The organism is Nocardioides sp. YIM B13467, assembly GCF_042788075.1.
Taxonomy (GTDB): Bacteria; Actinomycetota; Actinomycetes; order Propionibacteriales; family Nocardioidaceae; genus Nocardioides.
Window position 1 is genome coordinate 3,889,135 of sequence record NZ_JBHZPJ010000046.1, and the last position, 23,046, is coordinate 3,912,180.

Below are 23,046 nucleotides of genomic sequence, written 5' to 3' on the forward strand. Positions count from 1 at the left end.
CTGCGGCTCGCGGACCGGATCAGGCAAAGATGCGTTCGATCGTGTGCATTCGCTCGCGGATGGTCTTGAGGCGTACGTCCTGGCCGGCCTCGCCGGTGTCCCCCCAGACCGCCCGGCCCACCATCACACCGCTTGCGCCGAGCGCTCGGACCCGCGGTAGGCGCTCGCTGAAGTCGTCCCAGCCCATCCCGTCGGACCGCGCGACCCAGGAGGCTCTCCCGAGGTCGGCACGCTCGATGCTCTCGAGGCCCTCGTCGTTGACCTTGAGCTTGAGCACGATCCCGCCGCACCGTGACCGCGTGGCGAGGGTGGCCAGATCCTCGAGGCAGCCCGGCGTCGTGCAGTAGGGCTCGAGGAAGACCCGGTCATAGCCGGGGAGACGCTCCAGGATGTCGAGCGCCATCGGCGCGCACTCGGTCCGGTGGTCGTCGAACCCGACCTTCACCGAGTCCGTCGATCTCAGCGGGACGACGAGCTCATCGACGGTCTCGATGTCCGGGAGCCCGGCGCAGGCGAGCTCGCGGCGTACGTCGCCGTGGCCCTGCGTGGGACGCACGACGATGCCCCAACCGGGGGTGTCGGCCACCAGATCGAGGATGTCGGGCCGGATGTCGGAGGAGTCCGGGGTGCGGAACAGCGCATCGTCTGCGTGATCGATGGCAAGCCAGAAATTGGTCAACGTTGTCGCCAGTCTGAAGAGGGGAAACAAAGACGTGTGGAGGCGCTAGGCGAAGCCTAGACAGCCCGGCGGCGCATCAGTGGCATCTCGGGTAAATTGCAGATTGCGCGCCGCCGGTCAGTACTCGCCGCCGTCTGCGACGACACACTGCCCGTTGATGGCGCTGGCCATGTCGGAGGCGAGGAAGACGCAGACCTTCGCGACGGCGTCGGCGGTGACGAACCGGTGTCCGGGGATGCGCGCGGCCCGGTAGGAGATGTACTGGTCGACGGTCACCCCCTCCTTGCGAGCGTGCTTGACGAAGACCTGCCGGGAGGACTCGCTCCACATCGGTCCGGGGGCGACGACGTTGGCCCGGACGATGCCCTCCTCCTCCTGCGCGATCGCCTGGGCGAGCCCGGTCAGCGCGTGCTTGGACACGCCGTAGGCGGCCCGTCGTGACGGCGTACGGATCCCGAAGACGGAGCTGACCAGGACGACCGCACCGGACCTGGCCGCCCGGAGCTTCGGCAGCGCGAGCGAGGCCGTGCGCCACACCGAGGTCAGGTTGAGGTCGAGGGTGAGCTGCCACTCGGACCGGTCGATCTCGGCGACCGTGTCGGGACTGGGGTTGATCCCGGAGCAGTTGATGAGCCCCGACAGCGTCTCGAACCCGGTGAGCGTCTCGGCCAGGGCGTCCACGCCGTCGTCGGTGGTCAGGTCACCCTCCACCCGCGCGACCGCACCGGTCTCGTCGGCGAGATACGCCAGCTCGGTGGTGCGGCTGTAGGCGTGCAGGATCACCGGAGTGCCCTCCGCGCTGAGCCGGCGCGCGACCGCGCTGCCGAGGTCGCCGGTCGCGCCGAGGACGAGCACGGGAGCCCGCTGCGGGGTGCCTGACTCAGACGCTGTGCTCATGGCGCTCCTTGATCCGGTGGATCGCCGACCTCACCACGTCCTGATGGGCGGGCGGCAGACCAGTGAGACCCTCGAGATGGCTCACGCAAGTGATATCACCCATTTGCCCGAGCCGGTACGCGGTAATCGGAATCGCCGGGGCGAGGACCGGATGATGCAGCCGATGGACCAGGGCGTCGGTGATGTCGGTGCCCCAGCCGAGCACGTCGCGCTCGCGGGCGACCGCCCCTGGATCCTCCTCGCGGTCCAGGATCTCGAGGTAGCCGTCGACCGGCACCCGGCCACGCAGGATCAGCTGGAACATCGCCGCCTTCCGCAGGAACAGCGACCGGAACGCCTCCAGCACGAACTCCAGCTCGTCCCAGTAGCGCTCCGGCGCCTGGTCGAGGAGCTCGCCGTAGTCCTCGCGCTCCTCGGTCAGGTAGAGGCAGATCAGCCGGTCCATCCAGGACAGGCTCTCGCGTACGCTCAGCCGGGCCACCGCGTCCAGGTCACCCGGCTGGAACCCGGCCTTGAGGAACGTCATCACCAGCGGTCCCATGTGCATGTCCGCGAAGCGGGCGCCGTCCAGGGCCATCCCGTGCCCGTCGCGCAGCCGGTCGCGGATCCCCTCGGCGACGAAGTACTGGTAGAAGGTCTCGTGGGCGAACTCCGCCGACTCCACCGAGTCCTTGGTCCGGCCGGTCACGCCGAAGACCTCGGAGTGGTCGAGCAGGTCCGCGATCCATTCGTACGTCAGGAAGTCCCGCTGCCGGGTGATGTCGAGGTCGCGCTGCAGGTTGGCGAAGAGCCACTCCGAGACGCGCGGGACCGGGATCAGGTCCTGCTCCTGCGAGGTCGGCTCGTCCATCCCGGTGAAAAGGTCCCAGGCGATGTCGCGGTAGGTCTGGAACCGAACCCGGCTGGGGATGCGTGAGCTCTTCCGATCCCACGGCTGCCCGCAGACGTGCTTGAGATGGACGGTGTAGCCGTCCCACTGGGTCCGGGGCGCCGGAGCGCCCTCCTCGAGCGAGGCGTAGAGCTGCTTGAGGACCATCGGGGTCGCGGGGAAGAACCCGCCCCCACGCTCCATCTCCGCGGCCAGGTTGCGCAGCCTGTCGTCACCGCCGCGCTCCTCACCGAGAGCGCGCACCTCGACGGGGGAGATCGGCTCGACGCGTACGACCATCGCCGACTCGACCCCGAGATCCTCCAGCCGGGCCGGGCTGCGCAGCTGTTCGGCGAGCTCGTCGCGCTCGGTCTGCAGGTTGCGCTTGCTGATCACCACGAACCTTCCGCCGCGGCCGAAGGCCGAGCGCAGCTCGCTCAGGTCGGGGCGGGTGACGCCGTGCTCCTCGGCGCTGGAGGAGATCAGGTCGAAGTCGTCGATGACGATCGGCGAACGGTCCTCGTCGACCAGGGCGGTGTAGTCGACCGCGCCGTCGCGCAGGCTGATGTAGCGCACCTGCTCCTTCGAGGCGGTCCACTCCCTGGTCTCCACCGTCTTTCCCGAGCCGGAGGGGCCGGTGAGGAAGAAGAGGTTGGACTCGGGATCCTCCAGCCACCGGCCCAGCGCCTCGAAGAGCGGGATCGTGGGCTGCTCCGTCGTCAGTCCGCTCAGCGCCGCCACCCGTGCCCGCGGGAAGGTCAGCCGGGAGCTGGTGGCGGGCACCGGTGCCGCCGCTGTGGCTGGGGCCAGCACGGGTCCGGGCACCGCGGTGTTCTCGCCACGCCAGGCGTACGCCTTCCACCACTTCGCCTGCCAGATGCCGGTGTTCTTCCGGATCCACTCGCCCCGATGAGCCGGGTCGAGGGTGCGGGGCACCGCGCCACCGACCACGCGGATGAGCTCGTCGAGCGGCATCAGCTTCGAGCCGGACGTACGCCGGTAGAAGGTGCTCCGGGCCATCGCCACACCGGCGCCACCGTCAGCTTTTCCGGTCACCTGCCGGACCCAGGCGCGCAATTCGCTGTTGAACTGCTCGGGTGAGAGAGATTCGTCGGTCATTTCCCCTCGCCGAGTCGTCGCGAACGCGGTTGAGAGTATCTCGCAGGCGTCCCAATTCTGTCCCAGAAACGTCCCAACTCACCTGGGACTGTCTTCACATCGTCCCCACTCCCACCCGCCCTCTGGCGAGACGGATGTGGCCTCCGCCACCGTTGAGATGTCCCCACCGGGACAGCGCCGGCCCCACCTACGGGCCCCACCGCTGAAGGAGATGATGACCATGAGGAACCACAAGTTCAGCATCGCCACCTTCGCCGTCACGCTTCTTGTCGTGTTCGGCTTCAACCAGCTGCTCAGCGCCGAGCCGCCAACGTGCCAGGCAGCCGCCGGCACCTCGTCCATGTCCGTCGTCCTCACGGAAGGAGTGCTGTCATGATCAGCAACTTCATGCGCCCCGGCGAAACCGTCCGGGCCCGCGGCGGCACCCGCTCCGGAAAGCGCGGTGTCGTCGTCGCCACCGCCGCAGGCCGCACCAAGGTCCGCTTCAACGGCAGCAGCGGCACCCGCTGGGTGCGCACCGGCAATCTGAGCTCCACCGGCAGCGGCTCGCTGTCCTGGATCCTGCCGGTCAAGGCCGCACTCGTCCTGTTCCTGGTCGTGCCGGGCATCCGGTTCGTCGTCGTCCACCTGTGGACCCACGGCGGCCTGGACGGATTCGCCACGGCCCTCGGAAACCAGATGGGCCAGGCGGCGCTCGCCTGGGGCCACCTGATCACCACGGACCCACTCGGAGCACTGCTCCACCTCGGGTTCCTCGGCCTGGTCTCCAGGCTGATGCACTGGTGAGACCACAAGATCTTCGAGACGTACGCAGGGGGACGTCTCGGAGCACAAGAAAGAAGCCCGGTCCGACTGTCGGACCGGGCTTCCTGCGTATGCGGGTCGGCCTGACGACTTCTACCGAAACGAATGCTCGGCCGAGACTCCGACGGTAGATTTGCTGGACTCCGGCGGGCCTGGATCGGGACTCATCCAGGACGCGAACGTGAAGACGCGACTTCAGGGGAGGACGAGATGGCCCTCGACCCTGAATACAGTCCGGCCACCCTCAATCGCGAACTCCGTACGTGGGTGAAGAACTGGACCGGCAGGGGCATCGGGCAGGTCGCACGAGACGCCAACATCAGCAACAGCCGCGCGTACGCCGTCACCGCCAACTCCAACCTCGTCCCCCGTGACATCTTGCTCGCGATCGTGCGCGCCTCGGTGCCGCCCACCTATGTCATCGAGGAGCGCACACGGTGGATCCTTCGGTGGTCCCGTGAATGGGAACGGCGCTGGGAGATCGCCGAAGCCACGAGCCGCGGCGAGAGCCTGAAACTGCCACCACCCGAGCCGGCCCTCGTGCATTCATCGGAACCGCCCCCGCAACCCAACACTGTCGTAAAGCTCGACCCGGAGATCGTCCTTCCCGCACTCGAGGAACGAATCACCGACAGGGCCGTCCGCCGTATCACCTCGAAGCATGTCTACGTCGCCAGGCAGCCGCTCCCGGTCGGCTATCACAAACGCAGCCCCATCAGCGTCTACATCGACCTGCACTCCGCGTCGTGCTCCCCTCGCTACCGCGAGGATCTCGCGCAGTTCCTCGCCGACCGGGTACGCCGCGCGGTCGGTGGCCTCGATCCCGCGCGGACAGTCATCGCAACCGCCCGCGAGGGAAACATCCTGGTCGGAAGCCGGGTCGCCGAACTCTGCGGCGTGTCCTTCCTGATGGTTCGCACCACCGATCTCCCACCCCGCTTCGGTTATCCCATCGAGCGCAACGTCGGCAAAGAGATCGCGGCGGTCATCGGCACCGACATCGAGGCGATCATCGTCGATGACATTGTCATGGGCGGGCTTGTCCCGAGCGTGGCCAGCCTTCTGCGCATCCACGAAGGCATCACGACCACGCGATGCTTCAGCATCTTCCACCGCGCCGACCTCGGCAGCACCGACAAACTCGAGGACGTCGAGATCACACTCGACTCTGCGTTCCCGATCGACGACGATCTAGTCGCGGTGTTTCGACACCTGGCCAGCGAATCCATGTGAAGACAGCGATCCTTGACAAGAGGGCAAGATGGCCAAGAATGCCGACACCCCAGCAATGCTAAATCAGGACTTCCGGAAGTGGGTCAAGCATTGGACCGGCAAGGGCATTGGCCAGGTCGCGCTGAGCGCGAACATCAGCCACAGTCGCGCGTACGCCGCCACCGCAGAATCCAACCTGGTCCCCCGCGACCTGCTCCTGCAGATCGTTCGCGCCGCCGTACCGAAGTCAAAGAGTGCAGACGATCAGGACGCATGGGTCCGGCATTGGACCAAGGAATGGGAGCAACGCTGGGAGCGGATCGAGGCCTCTAGCCGCAACGAGAAACACCCTCTCGAGCCGGTAGAGCCCGTCGATACCGCTGGTGAGCTGGTCGATACCGCTACTGAGAGCCCACTCCTTCCAGACACGCGGCATCGTCCCGTCGCGCGACTCCCCCGAGCGGTCGCCATCACCGCACTGGGACCAATAACCGACCCGATAGTGCGTGAGATAACTGCCGAGCACGTGTACGTCGCACCGGAGCCCATTCCGGTCGGATACCACAACCGATCGCCGATCAGCGTGTACATCGACCTTCACTCAGCATCCTGCCTGCCCGAGCATCGCGAAGCGCTTTCTCAGTTCCTCGCAGTGCGAGTCCGCCGGACTCTCGCGGACTCGAATCCGGACCGAGCGGCCATCGCAACACCCCGCGAGGGGAACCTGCTTATCGGCAGCCGGGTCGCGGAAATTTGCGGACTTCCCTTTCTCATCGTCCGCACCAAACGCGCCCCACGATTCGGATTTCCTGTCGAAGGCACCTTCACCGAAGGGACGGAGGCCATCATCGTTGACGACCTCGTCATGGGCACTTTGACGCGATATGTAGCCGAGATCCTGCGCCACGTGGGCGTCACGACCCGCCGCTGCGTCAGCATCTTCGAACGCACCGACAGCGTCGCCCGAGAACAACTCGACAGCATCGGCGTCACACTCGACTCGGCGTACAGGATCGACGACGACCTGTTGTAGCCGCCGACCGTAACCGACCCGATCGGCGCTCAGCCGCTGACCGATACCTCGGCGTCGGCGCCCTCGACGGACTCCATGCCGCGGCGGACCTTCATCACCTCCTCGATCAGGGTCTAGGTTGCTCCGGTAACCGACGTCGAGATGGCGGTCAACGTCCAAGTGACCGAGCGGTGCAATTACCGGTGCACCTACTGTTTCGGCACGTGGGGGTTGCTCCAGGAGCCCAACTCTGAGACAAGCGCGTGGGGGCCCATGATGGCGCTGAGTCTTACCGCATCATGTGGCGCCTCGCCGACATGTTCCGGCGCGACCGCGGAGCCGACAGCCCCATCCGCTTCAACTTCGTGGGAGGCGAACCCGCGCTGCTCCCGAACATCGGGGATCTCATCGAGTTCGCCCTCGAGAACCTGCGCGCCCGTGTCTCGTACGTCACCAACGGCCTCATGCTTCGAAAGTTCAACGCTGAACGCACTGTTCAGAACGTGGACATCGTCGGGATCAGCATCGACTCCCTGCGTCAGATCACCAACCAACTGATCGGTCGCGCCACACACAGCGACAAGGTCTTGGACCTCGCCGACGTCGGCATTCGAGTTCAGGCAATCCGGGAGACGGCCGATCGGCTAGGGGTCAGGCGGCCCGAGATCAAGGTGAACACCGTCGTCAGCGGGCTGAATGCCGACGAGGACTTCGGCGCTGTCCTCGAGACGGTCAAGCCGGACCGATGACGGAGGTGCCAGCAGACGACGCCTGGGCGATTGCGGGCGCCCACTGGGACGAGCAGAAGTACGGCGCACGCTATACCGAGCTTCATGGGCTACGTGGACAAACCGGAGCTTGAGGCCGCCGCTGCCGGCGTTTCATCGCCAACTGCGGTGCCTCAGCCTATTGCCGAACCGACGGTGTCCTGCAAGCCAGTCCCTGCTTGAAGACACGCCCGTCCATAGACGGTCTGGCGATAGACCGGGATCCGTCCCGGAACCGACTCGGTTGTCCTGACCTGATCCGTTCTTCGTCCTGCCCTCTCGTGCCCCTGAGTGGACGAGCGCCACCCTGGAACTGTCTCCTTTCGAGGCAGCGTAGAAACCAGCCAGGGGGTCCGCGATGAACCACAAGTCCAGCTTCGTCGTCTTCGCCATCACGCTGACGATCGTCTTCGGGATCAGCCAACTACTCACTCCAGATCAGGGCGTCTGCTCGGCAGTCGCCCGCGCCACATACGTCTCCGGCGTTCCCGTGGAAGTGAGGCACTGATGGCCGCCAGGCGACTGCGGCCCGGAGACGTGGTCCGGGCGCAGCGTCCAATCCCGCTTCGACTCAGCGACCGGCTCGCCGGTCGCGGAGTCCGGAGCGGCAGGCACGGAGTCGTAATCGCGACCGATGGGCGCAAGGCCAGGGTGACTTTCGAGGGCCGCCGGTACGGCGGCACGGGCTGGGTTCGCAGCCGCAGCCTCGGAATCGTCTCCCGAGCGCCGCGACCGCTGGCCTGGATTGTGCCGGTCAAGGCTGCGCTCGTCGTGTTTCTGGGCGCACCTGCCGTCCGGTTCATCGTCGTCCACGTCTGGACCCACAGCGGATTCGACGGGTTCGGCGCCGCCGTCGGGAACCAGGTGGGCGAGCGGATACTCGCTTGGGGCCAGCTGGCCGCCGCCGACCCACACCGAGCACTGCTCTACCTCGGGTTCTTCGGCGACGTCTCTCGGCTGATGCACTGGTGATACAAGAACGCCCGGTCCGACGGTTCGGACCGGGCTTCTCGTACGGGCGGGTCAGCTGCTGACGGACACCTGAGCGCCAGCACCCTCGACGGGCTCCATGCCCTCGGCGATCTTCATCGCCTCCTCGATCAGGGTCTCGACGATGGCGGCCTCGGGGACGGTCTTGATGACCTCGCCCTTGACGAAGATCTGGCCCTTGCCGTTGCCGGAGGCGACGCCGAGGTCGGCCTCGCGGGCCTCACCGGGGCCGTTGACGACGCAGCCCATGACCGCGACGCGCAGCGGGACCTCGAGGCCGTCGAGACCGGCCGTGACCTGCTCGGCGAGCGTGTAGACGTCCACCTGGGCGCGGCCGCAGGAGGGGCAGGAGACGATCTCGAGGCGGCGCGGCTTGAGGTTGAGCGACTCCAGGATCTGGATGCCGACCTTGACCTCCTCGACCGGCGGCGCGGAGAGCGAGACGCGGATGGTGTCTCCGATGCCCTGGCTGAGCAGGTGGCCGAAGGCGACCGAGGACTTGATCGTGCCCTGGAAGGCCGGGCCCGCCTCGGTGACGCCGAGGTGGAGCGGCCAGTCGCCGGCTTCGGCGAGCAGTTCGTAGGCACGCACCATCACGACCGGGTCGTTGTGCTTGACCGAGATCTTGAAGTCGTTGAAGCCGTGCTCCTCGAAGAGCGAGGCCTCCCAGATCGCCGACTCGACCAGCGCCTCGGGGGTGGCCTTGCCGTACTTCTCCAGCAGCCGCTTGTCGAGCGAGCCCGCGTTGACGCCGATCCGGATCGAGGTGCCGTGGTCCTTGGCGGCCGCGGCGATCTCCTTGACCTGGTCGTCGAACTTGCGGATGTTGCCCGGGTTGACCCGGACCGCCGCGCAGCCGGCCTCGATGGCGGCGAAGACGTACTTCGGCTGGAAGTGGATGTCGGCGATCACCGGGATCTGCGACTTCCGCGCGATCGCGGGCAGCGCGTCGGCGTCGTCCTGGCTCGGGCAGGCCACCCGGACGATGTCGCAGCCCGAAGCGGTGAGCTCGGCGATCTGCTGCAGCGTGGAGTTGACGTCGGAGGTGAGCGTGGTCGTCATCGACTGCACGGAGATGGGGCTCTCGCTGCCCACGCCCACCGACCCGACCTTGATCTGGCGGGTCTTGCGGCGAGGGGCGAGCACCGGGGCGGGTGCCTCCGGCATACCGATGTCTGTCGGCGTGGGGATCGACGTCATGTCTACCAATCTTACGGGCGGGTCAGGCTTGGAGATGAAGTGGGACGACGAGGTCGGCGACGATCAGGACAACACCCATCACCAGGAGTGCCGAGGCCACGACGTACGCCACCGGCAGCAGCTTCGCCGGGTCGGCATGTCCCGGGTCGGGCCGCCGGAAGACCTTGGCGAAGGTGCGACGTACGCCCTCCCACAGCGCGGTCGCGATGTGACCGCCGTCGAGGGGCAGCAGCGGGACGAAGTTGAAGATGCCGATGAAGAGGTTGAAGCCACCGACCAGGAACGCGAAGCTGGCGACCTTCTCGCCGACATCGAGGCCCTCGTGGGCGGCGATCTCGCCAGCGATGCGGCCGCCGCCGACGATGCTGACCGGGCTGTCGGCCGAGCGCTCCTCGACACCGACGATCGCGAGCGCGACGTGCCAGACCTTGACCGGCAGCCTCAGCAGCGAGTGGACGGCGTTCTCGGCCATCGCACCCATCTCCTTGAGCGCGTAGACCGGCCCCTCCTTGGTCGTGACCTCGTGCGAGGTGGGAGACATCCCGAAGAAGCCGACCCTCGCGGTCTCCGGGTCGGCGCTGGTGTCGTCGACGTCCTTGACCCGCTCCTGCACGACGGTCTGGGTGTGCAGCGTCATCCGCTCACCGTCGCGCTCGATCACGATCGTGGCCTCGCCGTCCATGTTGTCGCGGATCAGCTCCTGGGCGACCGACCACGAGGTCAGCTCGGTGCCGTTGAACGAGATCAGCTCGTCGCCGGGCTTCAGACCTGCGTCAGCGGCCGGGGTGGGCTTGTCGCTGGCGCGGCACTCGCGGCCCTGGTCCTCCCAGCTCAGCAGGCACTCCTGCAGGCTCGAGACGACCGGATGTCCCTCGTCGACGACGTTCTCGCGGACCCCGTAGATCCCGAAGACGCCCCACAGCACGAAGAACGCGATCGCGATGTTCACCGTGGGCCCGCCGGCCATCACGATGACCTTCTTCCACCACGACATCTTGTAGAACAGCCGCGGCTCGTCCTCGGGACGGATCAGCTCCCACTCGGCCGAGCGGGCGTCGCTGATCAGCTGGGTGAACATGCCGGTGTTGGACTTGCGCACCTTGAGCGCACCGTCCTCGGTGCGCTCCCCCAGCTGGTCGGCACCGGGCGGCAGCATCCCGACGATCTTCACGTAGCCACCGAGCGGGATCGCCTTGAGGCCGTACTCGGTCTCGCCGACCTGCTTGGACCACACCGTCGGCCCGAAGCCGATGAAGTATTGCGTCACCTTCCCGCCGAACGCCTTCGCCGGGATCATGTGGCCGAGCTCGTGGAGCCCGATCGAGACCAGGATCGCGAGAATGAAGCCGATCACGGCCAGCGTGTAGAGCAGATAGCTCATGGACGGGTCTCCAGGATCCGAGTGGTCTCCTCGCGCGCCCAGGCGTCGGCGGCGAGCACATCCTCGATCGAGAGGGTGCTTTCAGAGCGTACGCCGTGATGCAGCGTCATCACCTCCGCAATCGTGTCGACGATGCCGGGGAACGGGATCCGGCCCTCGTGGAAGGCGTCCACGCAGACCTCGTTGGCCGCGTTGTAGACCGCGGGGTGGGTGCCGCCGCGGGTGCCGGCCTCGCGGGCGAGGCGCACCGCAGGAAAGGCAGAGTCGTCGAGCGGCTCGAAGCGCCAGTCGGCGGCCTTGGTCCAGTCGATCGGCGTCTCGGCGTCCGGCACCCGATCGGGCCACGCCATCCCCATCGAGATCGGCACCAGCATCGTCGGCAGCCCGAGCTGGGCGACCACCGCGCCGTCGGTGAACTCGACCATCGAGTGGATGTACTGCTGCGGATGGACGACGACCTCGATCCGGTCGAAGGGTACGTCGAAGAGCAGATGCGCCTCGATGACCTCGAGACCCTTGTTGACCAGGGTGGCGGAGTTGGTCGTGATCACCCGACCCATCGCGAAGTTGGGGTGCTTGAGCGCCTGCGCCGGGGTGACCTGCGCGAGCTCGTCGCGGGTGCGGCCGCGGAACGGGCCGCCGGACGCGGTCAGCACCAGCTTGCGTACCTCCTCGGCGCGGCCGGCGCGCAGCGACTGGGCGATCGCGGAGTGCTCGGAGTCGACGGGGACGATCTGCCCCTCCCCCGCGACCCGCTTGACCAGCGGGCCGCCGATGATCAGCGACTCCTTGTTGGCCAGGGCGAGCGTGTTGCCCGCCTCCAGCGCAGCCAGCGTCGGGCGGAGACCGACGGCGCCGGTGATCCCGTTGAGCACCACGTCGGCGGGCTGGGCGGCGGCCTCGACCGAGGCCTCCTCCCCCAGCCCGGAGAGCTTGGGCGCGAACTCGGCCACCTGCGCCTCGAACAGCTCCTTGTTGGTTCCACCCGCGGTCAACGCCACGACCCGGAACCGGTCCGGGTTGGCCCGCACCAGGTCGAGGGCCTGGGTGCCGATGGACCCGGTCGAGCCGAGGATCACCACGTCGCGCGGTCGCTGCTCATTCACCCACCCATCTTCCCAGCAGAGGCTGAGAAGGCGCCAAGCGGTGGGCCCCGTCAGGAGACCTTCCCGGCAAGCCCCTGGAAGACGTCGACCAGGACGCGGTCGAGGTTGGCGACATCCGCGGGCTCGCTCAGGTTGCGCAGCGCTCCCCCGGTCTCCTCCGTCAGCCTGCCGAGCACGCCGATGGGTGCCTGGTCCCCGATCCCGACGGCGATGACCGGGATCGCGCCTTCGCCGCCGATCTCGTCCATCAGGGCGTCGAGGCTCTGCGGCGGGTTCTGGCCACCATCGGAGAGGAGGACTATCACGGTACGGTCCGAGACCTCGGTCTCGGACGCGTCGATCGAGGCGCTTGCGTCGCGGACCGCGTCGTACAACGGTGTCTCGCCCAAGGCCGTCAGGTCACAGATCTCGCGCTCGAGCTGCGCACGGGTGGTACCGCTCAGCGGCTTGATCTCGGTGGAGGTGTCCTTCCCGGCCGGCGGGAACCAGTCCAGGCCCACCGAGTCGCGGCCGTCCTTGAGCTCGCCGATGGCGTTGAGCGCCGCGCTCTTCGCGACCTGGAGGTACGTCGGGTTGTCGGTCGTCTCCTCGGTGCAGGCGTCGGTGAAGCCGTCGAGGCGGACCCGGCGGTCCTGCCCGTCGATCTGCTCCATCGAGCCCGAGGTGTCGATGGAGAGCAGCACGCGTACGGGAAGGCGTACGTTCTGCCACTGGTGCCGCCACTGGTTGACCGTCTTCGGTTCCGGCCACGGGGTCACGGTCTCGACGTCGTCGGCGTCGACCACGTCCCGGAGCTGATCGGTGACCTTCTCCGGCTCACCGGCTGCTCGGAAGCCCCACGCACGAAACTCGTTCTGCGCCTTCTTCGTCCTCAGGTAGTCGACGAAGGCCTCCGACACCGACCGCTTCGCCTCGTCGGAGTCGAGGGATGCCATCGGGACCGCGGGGTGATCGAACGCGTAGATCGTGTCGTCGGGGCTCACCGCGACCATCCGACGGTCCTCGTCCACCGTGTCGCGACAGGAGAAGTCGTCAGAACCGAGCGGGTCCTGGCAGTTGTAGAGGTACGCGGTCTGCTCCTGGGCCACCACGGCATCCATCTGAGCGAGGAGGTCCGGGTTCTCGTAGACGCGGTTCATCAGGCGGGTGATGTCCTCGCCGGCCAACTCGTCGGGCACCGAGGCGATCGCGTCGCGCAGCAGCCCGACCGCGTCCTCCTCGTCGTGGCCGGCGACCAGCGCCTCGTTGAGGGCGACCGAGGTCGCCATCCCCGAGGTCGAGCCGATCGGGTCGTCGATAGCGATCGACAACTCACCGCCGGCGGCCTTGGTGAGGAGCTCGTCCCAGTCGGGCGAGCCCGAGAGCTTCTCCCGCCTCGCCGCGGGCATCAGGATCGACAGGACGGAGGAGGCGACCGAAGTCCACTCGCCGTCGTTGTCGGCCAGCTCGTCGCCGCCGTCCTCACCGAGCTCGCCCGCAGCCAGGAGCTCCGGCCAGACCGACTCCGTCGGCAGCCAGAGGTCCGGCTTGCGCGCCTCGACGACCTCGCAGTCCTCCGGGTCGTCGACCGGGCACTCCAGTCGGTCATCGGGCGCAGCGGCCCAGCCGGTGGCGATCGCCTCGGCGGCGTCACCCGAGTTGACTCCGAACACCTCGACATCGGCGCACGCGCCGTCATCGCCTCGGTACTCCTCGTTGAAGTCGGCGGCCAGCTGATCGATGAGACCGTCCTTCTCGGTGCTGACCACGACGCTCAGCCGGGTCGCGTCTCCTTCGCAGGCTGCTGCCGGAACCAGGCCGCCACCGCCGGAGCCGAGGATCGGCTGGATCGCCGCCAGCAGGGCGATCACGGCGGCGACCGCGACCGGGACCAGCCAGCCGGTGCTGCGCCACCAGGACGCACCGCCGACCAGGGCCCGCGCCTTGTCGCGGGTCAACGGCAGGTAGCGCGGTCCGCGGTCGTCGGTGCCGTCGAGCAGTCCGACGACCTTCCGGTTGCCTGTCTGCAGCAGCGGCGCACCGATCAGCTCCTCGCCGGTCGCGGTCTTCTCGGCGTCGAGATTGACGACTCGGTTGTGCTCGCCGACCGCGTGCGCACGCCCGCCGAGCTCACGGTTGCCGTCCCCGTGCCAGGCCTCGGCGACCACCAGCGCGTTCTCGACGTGTCGCCGGACCAGCGAGGCACTCTTCACCTGCCGAGGCAGCTTGTCCTCGGGCATCAGGGTGAGCAGCGCATAGCCACCCGGCAGGGCGGTCACGGCGACGTCGCGTGACTCCGCCGGAAACTTCCAGTGGACCCGCACGAACATCCCGTCGGTGACTGTCCTCGCCTCGCTCGCCGCGAGGACGACGGCCGCCGAGGTCATCAGGTGGCGCTTGGTCACCGGGAACGCGTAGCCGACGACCTCACCACCCTTGTCATAGACCGCTGCGGTCATCATCAGGGCCGCGGACGTGGCCGGGATGGCGCGCTTCCTCGCCGCGTCCCAGGCGAGCAGCGCGTTGAGCACGACCGCGACGACGACGCAGCCGATGCCCGCGACGACGGCGAAGATCCCGGCCTGACCTTGGAAGACGGACTGGAGGTAGGCGAGCGCTGCCATCGCGACGGCGCCGACCACCGACGTCAATGCCCACGGCTTGGCGGACGACAGGTCCGGGTGTTGCGCCATCCGAGTCTCCTAGCGGGCATCGATCCGATCGCGCGGAGTCTAGTGAAGGCTATTCGAATCGCACTGCGAAAAGAGCCCGATTGCCTGAAGGGGCGGCGCGGCAGACAACCCCGGAAATAGCAACAGCCCCGGACTCCCCCACGGGTCCAGGGCTGTGCATGAAACGTTTTGCAACGTCTGCCCACAATTAAGCCACAAAGATGCACGTAAAGGCAAATCCCGAAACGCACGTCCCAGTTAAATCCGCGGCTTGATCAGATCTGGCTAGATCAGTGGCGCCAGGATGGCGCCGAGCCGCGGCGTGACGTGGCGGACCCAGGACTCGGTCAGGTGCGAGTTGTCGTAGTAGGTGACCTTCTCCCCCACGACCAGCGGGCAGCGGTCCTCGGCGCACACGAATCGCTGGGTGTCGACGTACGCCGCCTCGGTGCCCTTCAGTGCCGCCTCGGTGAGCTCGTTGCTGCTGGTCTCGCGCGAGTCCGGGTCGCTGAGGCAGGAGCTCTGGTCCGCCTCGGGGGCACTGATGCAGTCCGCGGGGTTGTGGTCGACGGAAGGTACGTCGCCGAGGACGACGACCCGGCGGGAGATCTCTCGATAGGCCTTCACCGTGCTGCGTACGGCCTGCGACCACTGCTCGTCCCGGTCCATCCCGTCGTACTTCTTCGGCATGAAGAGCTGGCCACGAGCCGTCGAGACGATCGTGTCGGGCTCGAGGCGCTCGAGGCGGTCCTCGGACCAGTCGCGGAAGTCGTCGCACTCGGCCTGGGTCATCTTCTTGCCGCGATGCTGGACCGGATAGGGGGCGCAGCCGACCTTCACCACCGGCACGACCCGGAAGCCGTTCTCCTTGCCGAGGTCGTCGAAGGCGGTCAGCCACATGCCTGCATGGGAGTCGCCGACGACGGCGACGGTCTTCTTCGCGTCGGTGTCGCCGAGGGTGCAGTCGGCGCCGCGGGTGTCTCCGTAGTTGGCGTAGCAGTCGCCGTACGACTTCTGCCACCGGTCCTCGGTGATCTCCTCGCCGAGCACGGCCGGCGGGATCGGGCCACCGCGGTCGGCGATGTCGAGGGCGGCGCGGAGCTCGCGCTGCACCTGCGGCGGGCCGCCGGTCTCGGCAGCGGTGTCGGGGACCTCGTTGGCCGCGAACCACGCCTGCGCCTGCGCGGCCCGCTCCTTCTCGGCGTACGCGGCATAGCCGGTCGTCAGCCAGCCGCTGCCGACCGCCAGCACGAGCGCTGCCGGCCACAGGGCCAGCGAGCGCAGTCCGTGGGAGAGCACGGGCACCTGCTTGCGCTGGAACGGGAGCTCGATGAAGCGGTGGCTCAACGCGGAGAGCAGCAGCGCGGCGGCGACCGCGACCGTCATCTCGAGGGCGCCGTTGCCGAGTTCGAGGAACTCGGGAGCGAGAACGATCAGCGGCCAGTGCCACAGGTAGAGGGAGTAGGAGATGTCGCCGACGTACCTCAGCGGCTTGACCGCGAGCAGCCTCGCGGTCGGGGCGTTGGCGCCGGAGGCGAGCAGCGCGACCGTGCCGAGGGTGGGTACCAGCGCCTGCCAGCCGGGGAACGGGGTGGCCTCGCTGAACGCGACGGTGGAGACGAGGATCGCCGCGGCTCCGCCGAGTCCGGCGGCGACGCTGGCGGCTCCCTTGAGCCGGCCGCCCCAGCAGGCCAGCAGCGCGCCGGCAGCGAGCTCGTAGGCCCGCGCCGGGGTGGAGAAGTAGGCGGCGGTCGGGTTCTCGCCGGTGGCGTGGATCGACCAGGCCAGGCTCGCGACCGCGATCACCGCGGCGACGACGGTGAAGCCCTTGCGTCCGAGCCTGGGGATGAGCAGGAGCGCCAGCACCGGCCAGACGAGATAGAACTGCTCCTCCACCGAGAGCGACCAATAGTGCTGGAAGGGCGAGGGCTCGCTGGGCTGGAAGTACTGCACCCCCTCGGCCGCGAAATGCACGTTGGCCAGGAAGAACGCCGCCCAGGTGCCGTCAGCGACCGCGTCGGTGAGCCGCGTGGTGGGCAGCTGCCAGGCGGCGTACGCCAGGACGACCAGGATCACGAGGGTGGCGGCCGGCAGGATCCGGCGGGCGCGGCGTGCGTAGAACTGCGGGATGCTGACCGTTCCTGAGGTGTCGGCCTCGCGCAGCAGCAGGGTGGTGATCAGGAAGCCGGAGAGGACGAAGAAGACGTCGACGCCGACGAACCCGCCCTCGGTGTGCGGGACGCCCGCGTGGGCAGCGACGACCAGGCCTACGGCAATGGCCCGGAGACCTTGGACATCTGTCCGCCATTGCTTGGCTGACATGTGGGGTGCACCTCGTGTGGGGGTTCGGCTGCTTCCATTGCTGGGTCCGAGTCGCGGAGGTACGCGAAACGGCGCTCGATGCTTTCACGGACGCCATCGGCCCGCACATCGAGGGTCGCACGCTCACACGTTTGTCTAGCGGATTACTCGCCGATGAACGACATCACGTGCTTGATCCGGGTGTAGTCCTCGAACCCGTAGACGGAGAGGTCCTTGCCGTAGCCGGAGTGCTTGAAGCCGCCGTGGGGCATCTCGGAGATGTAGGGGATGTGGGTGTTGATCCACACCACACCGAAGTCGAGGCGCTTGCTGACCCGCAGGGCGGTGGCGTGGTCCTTGGTCCACACGCTCGACCCGAGGCCGTAGTCGACGTCGTTGGCACATCTGAGCGCCTCGGCCTCGTCGGCGAACCGCTGCACGGTGATCACCGGACCGAAGATCTCCTGCTGGATCTGCTCGTCGTCCTGGCGGAGTCCGGCCAGGACCGTGGGCTGGTAGAAGTAGCCGTTCTCACCGCCCTCCACCCGTGCCGGCGCGCCGCCGGCCGCGATCGTGGCGTGGTCCGGGAGGCGGTCGACCATGCCCTTGACGCGGGCGAGCTGGCCGGGGTTGTTGAGCGCGCCCACGTCGGTGTTGTCGGCAGGGAGGCCGACGGTGGTGTTGCGGGCCGCCTCGGCGAGTGCCGCGACGAACTCGTCGTGGATGCCTTCCTGCACCAGCACCCGGGTCGCGGCCGTGCAGTCCTGGCCGGCGTTGAAGTAGCCCGCCGCGGCGATGCCGGCGGCCGCCTTGTCGATGTCGGCGTCGTCGAAGACGATGACCGGCGCCTTGCCGCCCAGCTCGAGGTGGACGCGCTTGACGTCCTGCGCTGCCGTCGCGGCGACCTCCATGCCGGCGCGCACCGAGCCGGTGATGGCGACCATCTGGGGCGTCTTGTGCCGGATCAGCGCGCGGCCGGTGTCGCGGTCGCCGGTGACGAGGTTGAGCACGCCCGGTGGCAGGAACTCCTGGGCGATCTCGGCAAGGAGCGCGGAGCTGGCCGGGGTGGTGTCGGAGGGCTTGAGGACGACCGTGTTGCCGGCGGCCAGGGCCGGAGCGATCTTCCACGACATCATCGCGAGCGGGTAGTTCCATGGCGTGACCTGCCCGATCACGCCGATCGGCTCGCGACGGATCCAGGAGGTGTGGTCCGGTAGGTATTCGCCTGCACTCTTCCCCTCCAGAGTCCGCGCGGCGCCCGCGAAGAAGCGGAAGTGGTCGATCGTCGGCGGCAGTTCCTCCTCCAGGGTCAGCTGGAACGGCTTGCCGGTGTCCTTGACCTCCACGGCGGTCAGCTCCTCGGCACGGGCCTCCATCGCGTCGGCGATCCGGAGCAGAGCCAGGCTGCGCTCCTGGGGCGTGGTCTCGCCCCAGGTCTCGAAGGCCGATGCGGCGGCGGCGTACGCCTGGTCGACGTCGGCCTCCCCCGACATCGCGGCCTGCGCGTAGACCTCGCCGGTGGCGGGGTCGACGACGTCGTACGTCGCGGCGTCGGCGGCCTCGCGCAGCTCGCCGCCGATCACGTTCCTGAAGGTCTGGTCAGCCATGCGGTAGAGACTAACTCCTTCCTGTAACAGGGATGTCACAACCGAATCCGAAGTGGAATTGATGGTTTGCTACTGATTCGCTTGCGAAAGCGAGATGCGTTGGGTGACCATTGAGCCATGACCGGCAACTACGAGCAGCTGCAGCGCGACGCCAAGGACCATCTCTGGATGCACTTCACGCGGCATTCGAGCTACGCAGAGGCCGACGTGCCGATCATCGCCAGGGGTGAGGGCGCCTACATCTACGACATCGAGGGCAACCGCTACCTCGACGGTCTCGCGGGGCTCTTCGTCTCCCAGGTCGGCCACGGGCGCGCGGAGCTCGCCGACGCGGGCGCGGAGCAGGCCAAGCAGCTGGCCTTCCACCCGCTGTGGTCCTACGCGCACGAGCCGGCGATCGAGCTGGCCGCGCGACTGGCCTCACTGGCCCCCGGCGACCTCAACCGGGTCTTCTTCACCAACTCCGGCTCCGAGGCCGTCGAGACCGCGTGGAAGCTCGCCAAGAACTACTTCAAGCTGCGGGGAAAGCCGGGCAAGCACAAGGTGATCGGGCGCAACATCGCCTACCACGGCACGACGCACGGGGCGCTGTCGATCACCGGTCTGGCGGACATCAAGGCGCCGTTCGAGCCGCTGGTCCCCTCGACCTTCCGGGTGCCGAACACCAACATCTACCGGGCCTCGGAGATCACCGGCGGGCTGATGGACGGGAGCGACCCGGAGGCGTTCGGACGCTGGTGCGCCGACCAGATCGAGGTCGTGATCCGCGCCGAGGGCCCCGACACCGTCGCCGCGGTCTTCCTGGAGCCGGTGCAGAACTCGGGCGGCTGCTTCCCGCCTCCCCCGGGCTACTTCCAGCGGGTGCGGGAGATCTGCGACGAGTACGACGTGCTGCTCGTCTCCGACGAGGTCATCTGCGCCTACGGGCGACTGGGGACGATGTTCGGCTGCGAGCGGTTCGGCTACGTCCCCGACATGATCACCTCCGCCAAGGGGCTGACCTCGGGCTACGCGCCGCTGGGCGCCACGATCATCTCCGACCGGCTGATGGAGCCGTTCCTCACCGGCGAGGAGACCTTCTACCACGGCTACACCTTCGGCGGTCACCCCGTCTCCACCGCGGTGGCGATGGCCAACCTCGACCTCTTCGAGGCCGAGGACCTGCTCGGCAACGTACGCCGCAACGAGGACGCCTTCCTGGCCACGCTGTCGAAGCTGAAGGACCTGCCGGTCGTCGGCGACGTGCGCGGCACCGGCTACTTCTACGGCATCGAGCTGGTCAAGGACCGCGAGACCAAGGAGACCTTCACCGAGGAGGAGTGCGAGCGGATCCTCTACGGGTACGTCTCCAAGGCGCTGTGGTCCGAGGGCCTCTACTGCCGCGCCGACGACCGTGGTGAGCCGGTCATCCAGCTCTCCCCGCCCCTCACCGTGGGCCAGGCCGAGTTCGACGAGATGGAGCAGATCCTGCGCCGGGTGCTGAAGAAGGCCTCTACGATGCTGTGATCTGCCCGTCTTGGATCCGCGGCCACGGCGACTGCTCCTCGAGGGCATAGGCGAGCTCGAGGAGGGTCCGCTCGTCGCCGTACGCCGCGGAGAGCTGGACCCCGATCGGCAGCCCCTCCTCGCTGAGCCCCATCGGCAGCGAGATCGCCGGCGCACCGGTGATGTTCTGAAGCGGGGTGAACGCGACGTGGCGAAGGAGCCGGTCGACGAGCTCCTCGAACGGCACGTTCGGGGAGAGATGACCCAGCGGCGGGGTGACACCGGCGACGACCGGGCACAGGACCACGTCGTGGTGGTCGAAGACGGAGGCGTACGCCGCCGCGGCCCGTCGCAGGCGTAGCAGTGCGGTCGGGGTCCGGCGCCAGCCGCCGGAGACGAAGGCGTGACGCAGGCCGTCGGTGAGACCGTCGAGGCGGCCGGTGTCGAGCGTCCGGTCGATGGTCAGGCGGCCCAGGTTGCCGGCGAGGAAGGCGAGCAGACCCCAGTAGCTGAGGAAGTCGTCGCCGAAGCGCGCGTCGACGGGGATCGGGACCGGCTCGACGCTGTGGCCCTGCTCCTCCAGCAGGGTCGCGGTGCGCTCCACGGCCGCCTTCGTCGGCGCGTCCACGACGGCGTCGGTCACCGACTCGATGATCATCGCGACCCGGAGCCGCCGCCGCGCGGGGCCCTCGACGAGCCCGAGGGGCGGCAGCGCCGGGTTGCGCCAGTGCCGCTCGAGCGCGGCGTGGAAGGTGGCGGTGTCGCGGACCGTACGCGTCACCACCCCCTCACTGACCATGTTGATCGGGAGGGTGCGGGCCATCTCGCCGTCGATGTGCCGGCCGCGGCTGGGCTTGAGCCCGACCAGTCCGGCGGCCGCGGCCGGGATCCGGATGGAGCCGCCGCCGTCGTTGGCGTGCGCGATCGGCACGGCTCCGGCGGAGACCAGCGCCGCTGCGCCGCCGGAGGACGCCCCGACGGAGTGACGCGTGTTCCAGGGGTTCGGTGTCGGCGGCCCGCTTCGGAACTCGGTGGTCGCGTTCAGCCCGAACTCGGGCATCCGGCTCTTGCCCAGCACCGTCACCCCGGCGCTGAGGAACTGGGTTGTGTATCGCCCGTCGTGTGTGGCCGGACGCGCCCGGAACGCCTCCGACCCGTGGTTCGTCGGCATCCCGAGCAGGTCGGTGTTGTCCTTGAGCAGGGTCGGCACACCATGGAGCAGGCCGTTGTCGGCGTCCGCGCGACGGGGCGCGTCGTAGGCCTCGTACGCCATCGCGTGCAGCCCCGGGGCCACCTGCCGCAGCCGGGTGACCGCCGCCGCCTCGACCTCAGCCGCGCTCAGCTCTCCCGCCCGGATGAGGCGGGCGAGCTCGACGGCGTCGTGGTCGCCGAGGGCATCGTCGGTGAAGGCGTGTACGCGGACGGGTGCGGTCATGTCGGACAGCGTGCTGGATCGGCTCCAAAATGTCTAGAAGATCTTCCAGACTTCTTGCCGGCTCGCGTGAAACACTCTGCCCATGAAGCGACGGCACGGTGACAGCGCCAGGCAGCGACGCGACGCCCTCGTCCGCGCCACGATCGAGGTGGCCGCCGAGAAGGGCATGGCCGGGGTCACCCATCGGGCCGTGACCGAGCGCGCCGGGCTGCCGCTGGCCACCGTCGGCTACTTCTTCGACTCGATCACGGACCTGGCGGCCGAAGCGATGCGCACGGGCGTCGCCGAGGACGTCGCCCGGCTGCGTACGCTCGCCGACGAGCTCGCCGCGACGGAGTCCGGCACCGACGCGATGGCCGAGGCGTTCGCCGCGGCGCTGATGTCCCCGCCGACCGACTCGCTCGCCTTCCTCGAGGGGTTGCTCCACGCCGCCCGCGAGCCGCAGTTCCGCCCGGTGGTGGCCGAGGCGCTCTCCGCCGGCCGTGCCGTCGCGGACCGCGCGGCGACCGTGGCGGGCGCGACCCGGACCGACCCCGACTCCGTGCTCGCCCTGGTGCACGGCTACCTGCTGCACGCCCTCGCAGCCCCCGACCTCGTCGACCCCGACGTACTGCTTCGCGGGCTCCGTGCCCTCGTCATCGGCACCCTGGTCGAGAGCGGCGAGGTCTCGCTCGCCCTTCGCCTCGCAGGCCGCGGTTCAGCCGACGACGCGTACCTCACTACCTAGGACGGCGCCGTCCTGCAGGGTCAGGTGGTCGCCGGACCAGAAGCGACCCGGGTCGTAGTAGTTGGTCGGGCGCTCGTCGTCGAGCAGGCCCATCTCCTGGTAGGTCGCAGCGACGACCTCGGCACAGAAGACCTGCTCGAGCCCAGCCTTCGAGCGCACCCTCCCCCGCGCCCAGCGTCCGGCCAGGGCAGCGGTCGAGGGGAACGGGGTGCCGTCGAGCCGGGCGATCGTCCGGAGCAGTGCGTCCTCGCGAGGGCGGTCGATGTCGGCGGTCAGCTGGCGCAGCCAGACCTGCTGCTCGTAGCGCCCCGCCCACTGCTCGACCGCGGCACGCAGATCATGGAGCTGTACGCCACGGTGGTGGGTGCCGGTATAGAGATCGAGCAGCCCCTTGCCGAGCTCGGCATGCCACATCAGCGGCGGCAGGTCATCGAGCACCACCGCCATCCCGACATGGTTGACCGGGGCGTTGCTGAGCATCCGGATCGCTCGGTCAGCGACCGAACGCCCGCGGAAGAGCCACAGATCACCGGTGCGGGTCTGGTCCACGGCGTCGGCAAGGGAGATAGTGGTGTCATCAGACATCGTGAGCAGGGGGTCCTATGAGTTTCGGCAGTGCACGCGTGTGGAAGATCGTCGGTCTCGCCGGACTGGCCGGAGTCACCGCGACAGGCGTCATCATCGCGCGCAACCACCGCCAGCGTACGCAGCGCACGCCGGAGGAGATCCACGCCAAGCTCCGCGAGCGGGTCGCGGCGGCGCAGGACGCTGCCTGAGCCCGGTGTAGGGATACCCGGTTAACCGG

At 68.4% G+C, this 23,046-nt stretch carries 21 protein-coding genes; 10 read left to right on the top strand and 11 right to left on the bottom strand.

Annotated features, from left to right (window positions below):
• Positions 1 to 19 precede the first annotated feature (19 nt).
• The 3 genes from ACFX43_RS25820 to ACFX43_RS25830 all read right to left on the bottom strand — a co-directional run bounded on the left by ACFX43_RS25820 (position 20) and on the right by ACFX43_RS25830 (position 3,563).
• Positions 20 to 679, bottom strand: coding sequence for a hypothetical protein (locus tag ACFX43_RS25820; RefSeq protein WP_378837894.1), 660 nt, complete (start codon positions 677 to 679; stop codon positions 20 to 22).
• Between the two features lie 117 nt (positions 680 to 796).
• Positions 797 to 1,576, bottom strand: a complete 780-nt coding sequence (locus ACFX43_RS25825; protein ID WP_378837903.1) for an SDR family NAD(P)-dependent oxidoreductase — start codon at positions 1,574 to 1,576, stop codon at positions 797 to 799.
• A complete protein-coding gene (locus tag ACFX43_RS25830; protein WP_378837908.1) occupies positions 1,560 to 3,563 on the bottom strand; it encodes a hypothetical protein in 2,004 nt (667 codons plus the stop codon). Before ACFX43_RS25830 ends, ACFX43_RS25825 begins: the two co-directional genes overlap by 17 nt.
• 220 nt (positions 3,564 to 3,783) lie before the next feature.
• Here ACFX43_RS25830 and ACFX43_RS25835 point away from each other — a divergent pair, with 220 nt between their 5' ends.
• From ACFX43_RS25835 to ACFX43_RS25865, 7 genes are all read left to right on the top strand, one after another.
• Entirely contained in the window at positions 3,784 to 3,939 is a 156-nt protein-coding gene (locus ACFX43_RS25835) for a hypothetical protein (protein ID WP_378837911.1), read from the top strand.
• Positions 3,936 to 4,349: a hypothetical protein gene (locus ACFX43_RS25840; protein WP_378837914.1), complete on the top strand. Its 414-nt coding sequence runs from the start codon at positions 3,936 to 3,938 to the stop codon at positions 4,347 to 4,349. Before ACFX43_RS25835 ends, ACFX43_RS25840 begins: the two co-directional genes overlap by 4 nt.
• A gap of 228 nt (positions 4,350 to 4,577) precedes the next feature.
• Positions 4,578 to 5,600, top strand: a complete 1,023-nt coding sequence (locus tag ACFX43_RS25845) for a hypothetical protein (RefSeq protein WP_378837919.1) — start codon at positions 4,578 to 4,580, stop codon at positions 5,598 to 5,600.
• Between the two features lie 28 nt (positions 5,601 to 5,628).
• Positions 5,629 to 6,612, top strand: coding sequence for a hypothetical protein (locus ACFX43_RS25850; protein WP_378837922.1), 984 nt, complete (start codon positions 5,629 to 5,631; stop codon positions 6,610 to 6,612).
• A 278-nt stretch (positions 6,613 to 6,890) separates the two neighbouring features.
• Positions 6,891 to 7,340 carry a radical SAM protein gene (locus ACFX43_RS25855; RefSeq protein ID WP_378837929.1) on the top strand — a complete coding sequence of 150 codons (450 nt, stop codon included), beginning with the start codon at positions 6,891 to 6,893 and terminating at the stop codon, positions 7,338 to 7,340.
• A gap of 376 nt (positions 7,341 to 7,716) precedes the next feature.
• Complete coding sequence (locus tag ACFX43_RS25860) at positions 7,717 to 7,866, top strand: hypothetical protein (RefSeq protein ID WP_378837932.1); 150 nt, start codon at positions 7,717 to 7,719, stop codon at positions 7,864 to 7,866.
• 143 nt (positions 7,867 to 8,009) lie between these two features.
• Positions 8,010 to 8,330, top strand: coding sequence for a hypothetical protein (locus ACFX43_RS25865; protein ID WP_378837935.1), 321 nt, complete (start codon positions 8,010 to 8,012; stop codon positions 8,328 to 8,330).
• Positions 8,331 to 8,381: 51 nt separating this feature from the next.
• Here the strand turns inward: ACFX43_RS25865 and ispG are convergent, their stop codons facing one another.
• The 6 genes from ispG to ACFX43_RS25895 form a co-directional block, all read right to left on the bottom strand.
• Positions 8,382 to 9,548 (bottom strand): flavodoxin-dependent (E)-4-hydroxy-3-methylbut-2-enyl-diphosphate synthase, encoded by a 1,167-nt coding sequence (gene ispG, locus ACFX43_RS25870; protein WP_378837940.1) that lies wholly within the window; start codon positions 9,546 to 9,548, stop codon positions 8,382 to 8,384.
• 22 nt (positions 9,549 to 9,570) lie between these two features.
• On the bottom strand, positions 9,571 to 10,929 hold the full coding sequence (locus ACFX43_RS25875) for a M50 family metallopeptidase (protein ID WP_378837944.1): 1,359 nt from the start codon (positions 10,927 to 10,929) through the stop codon (positions 9,571 to 9,573).
• A complete protein-coding gene (dxr, locus tag ACFX43_RS25880) occupies positions 10,926 to 12,035 on the bottom strand; it encodes a 1-deoxy-D-xylulose-5-phosphate reductoisomerase (protein ID WP_378837949.1) in 1,110 nt (369 codons plus the stop codon). Before dxr ends, ACFX43_RS25875 begins: the two co-directional genes overlap by 4 nt.
• A 50-nt stretch (positions 12,036 to 12,085) precedes the next feature.
• Positions 12,086 to 14,707, bottom strand: coding sequence for a substrate-binding domain-containing protein (locus ACFX43_RS25885; RefSeq protein WP_378837954.1), 2,622 nt, complete (start codon positions 14,705 to 14,707; stop codon positions 12,086 to 12,088).
• Between the two features lie 264 nt (positions 14,708 to 14,971).
• Complete coding sequence (locus ACFX43_RS25890; RefSeq protein ID WP_378837959.1) at positions 14,972 to 17,008, bottom strand: acyltransferase family protein; 2,037 nt, start codon at positions 17,006 to 17,008, stop codon at positions 14,972 to 14,974.
• A gap of 143 nt (positions 17,009 to 17,151) precedes the next feature.
• A complete protein-coding gene (locus tag ACFX43_RS25895) occupies positions 17,152 to 18,594 on the bottom strand; it encodes an aminobutyraldehyde dehydrogenase (RefSeq protein WP_378837963.1) in 1,443 nt (480 codons plus the stop codon).
• 117 nt (positions 18,595 to 18,711) lie between these two features.
• Here ACFX43_RS25895 and ACFX43_RS25900 point away from each other — a divergent pair, with 117 nt between their 5' ends.
• Positions 18,712 to 20,100: an aspartate aminotransferase family protein gene (locus ACFX43_RS25900; RefSeq protein ID WP_378837967.1), complete on the top strand. Its 1,389-nt coding sequence runs from the start codon at positions 18,712 to 18,714 to the stop codon at positions 20,098 to 20,100.
• Here ACFX43_RS25900 and ACFX43_RS25905 read toward each other — a convergent pair.
• Positions 20,087 to 21,514, bottom strand: coding sequence for an amidase (locus ACFX43_RS25905; RefSeq protein ID WP_378837970.1), 1,428 nt, complete (start codon positions 21,512 to 21,514; stop codon positions 20,087 to 20,089). The two genes, ACFX43_RS25900 and ACFX43_RS25905, sit on opposite strands and share 14 nt — an antisense overlap.
• A gap of 82 nt (positions 21,515 to 21,596) precedes the next feature.
• Here ACFX43_RS25905 and ACFX43_RS25910 point away from each other — a divergent pair, with 82 nt between their 5' ends.
• The gene (locus ACFX43_RS25910; RefSeq protein ID WP_378837973.1) at positions 21,597 to 22,241 is read left to right on the top strand and encodes a TetR/AcrR family transcriptional regulator; all 645 of its coding nucleotides are present in this window, start codon (positions 21,597 to 21,599) and stop codon (positions 22,239 to 22,241) included.
• On the opposite strand, the gene ACFX43_RS25915 is transcribed toward ACFX43_RS25910, so the two are convergent.
• Positions 22,212 to 22,826, bottom strand: coding sequence for a hypothetical protein (locus ACFX43_RS25915; protein WP_091049772.1), 615 nt, complete (start codon positions 22,824 to 22,826; stop codon positions 22,212 to 22,214). The two genes, ACFX43_RS25910 and ACFX43_RS25915, sit on opposite strands and share 30 nt — an antisense overlap.
• 17 nt (positions 22,827 to 22,843) lie before the next feature.
• Between ACFX43_RS25915 and ACFX43_RS25920 the strand changes: the two genes are divergently transcribed.
• Positions 22,844 to 23,017, top strand: a complete 174-nt coding sequence (locus ACFX43_RS25920; protein WP_168381104.1) for a hypothetical protein — start codon at positions 22,844 to 22,846, stop codon at positions 23,015 to 23,017.
• Positions 23,018 to 23,046 lie beyond the last annotated feature (29 nt).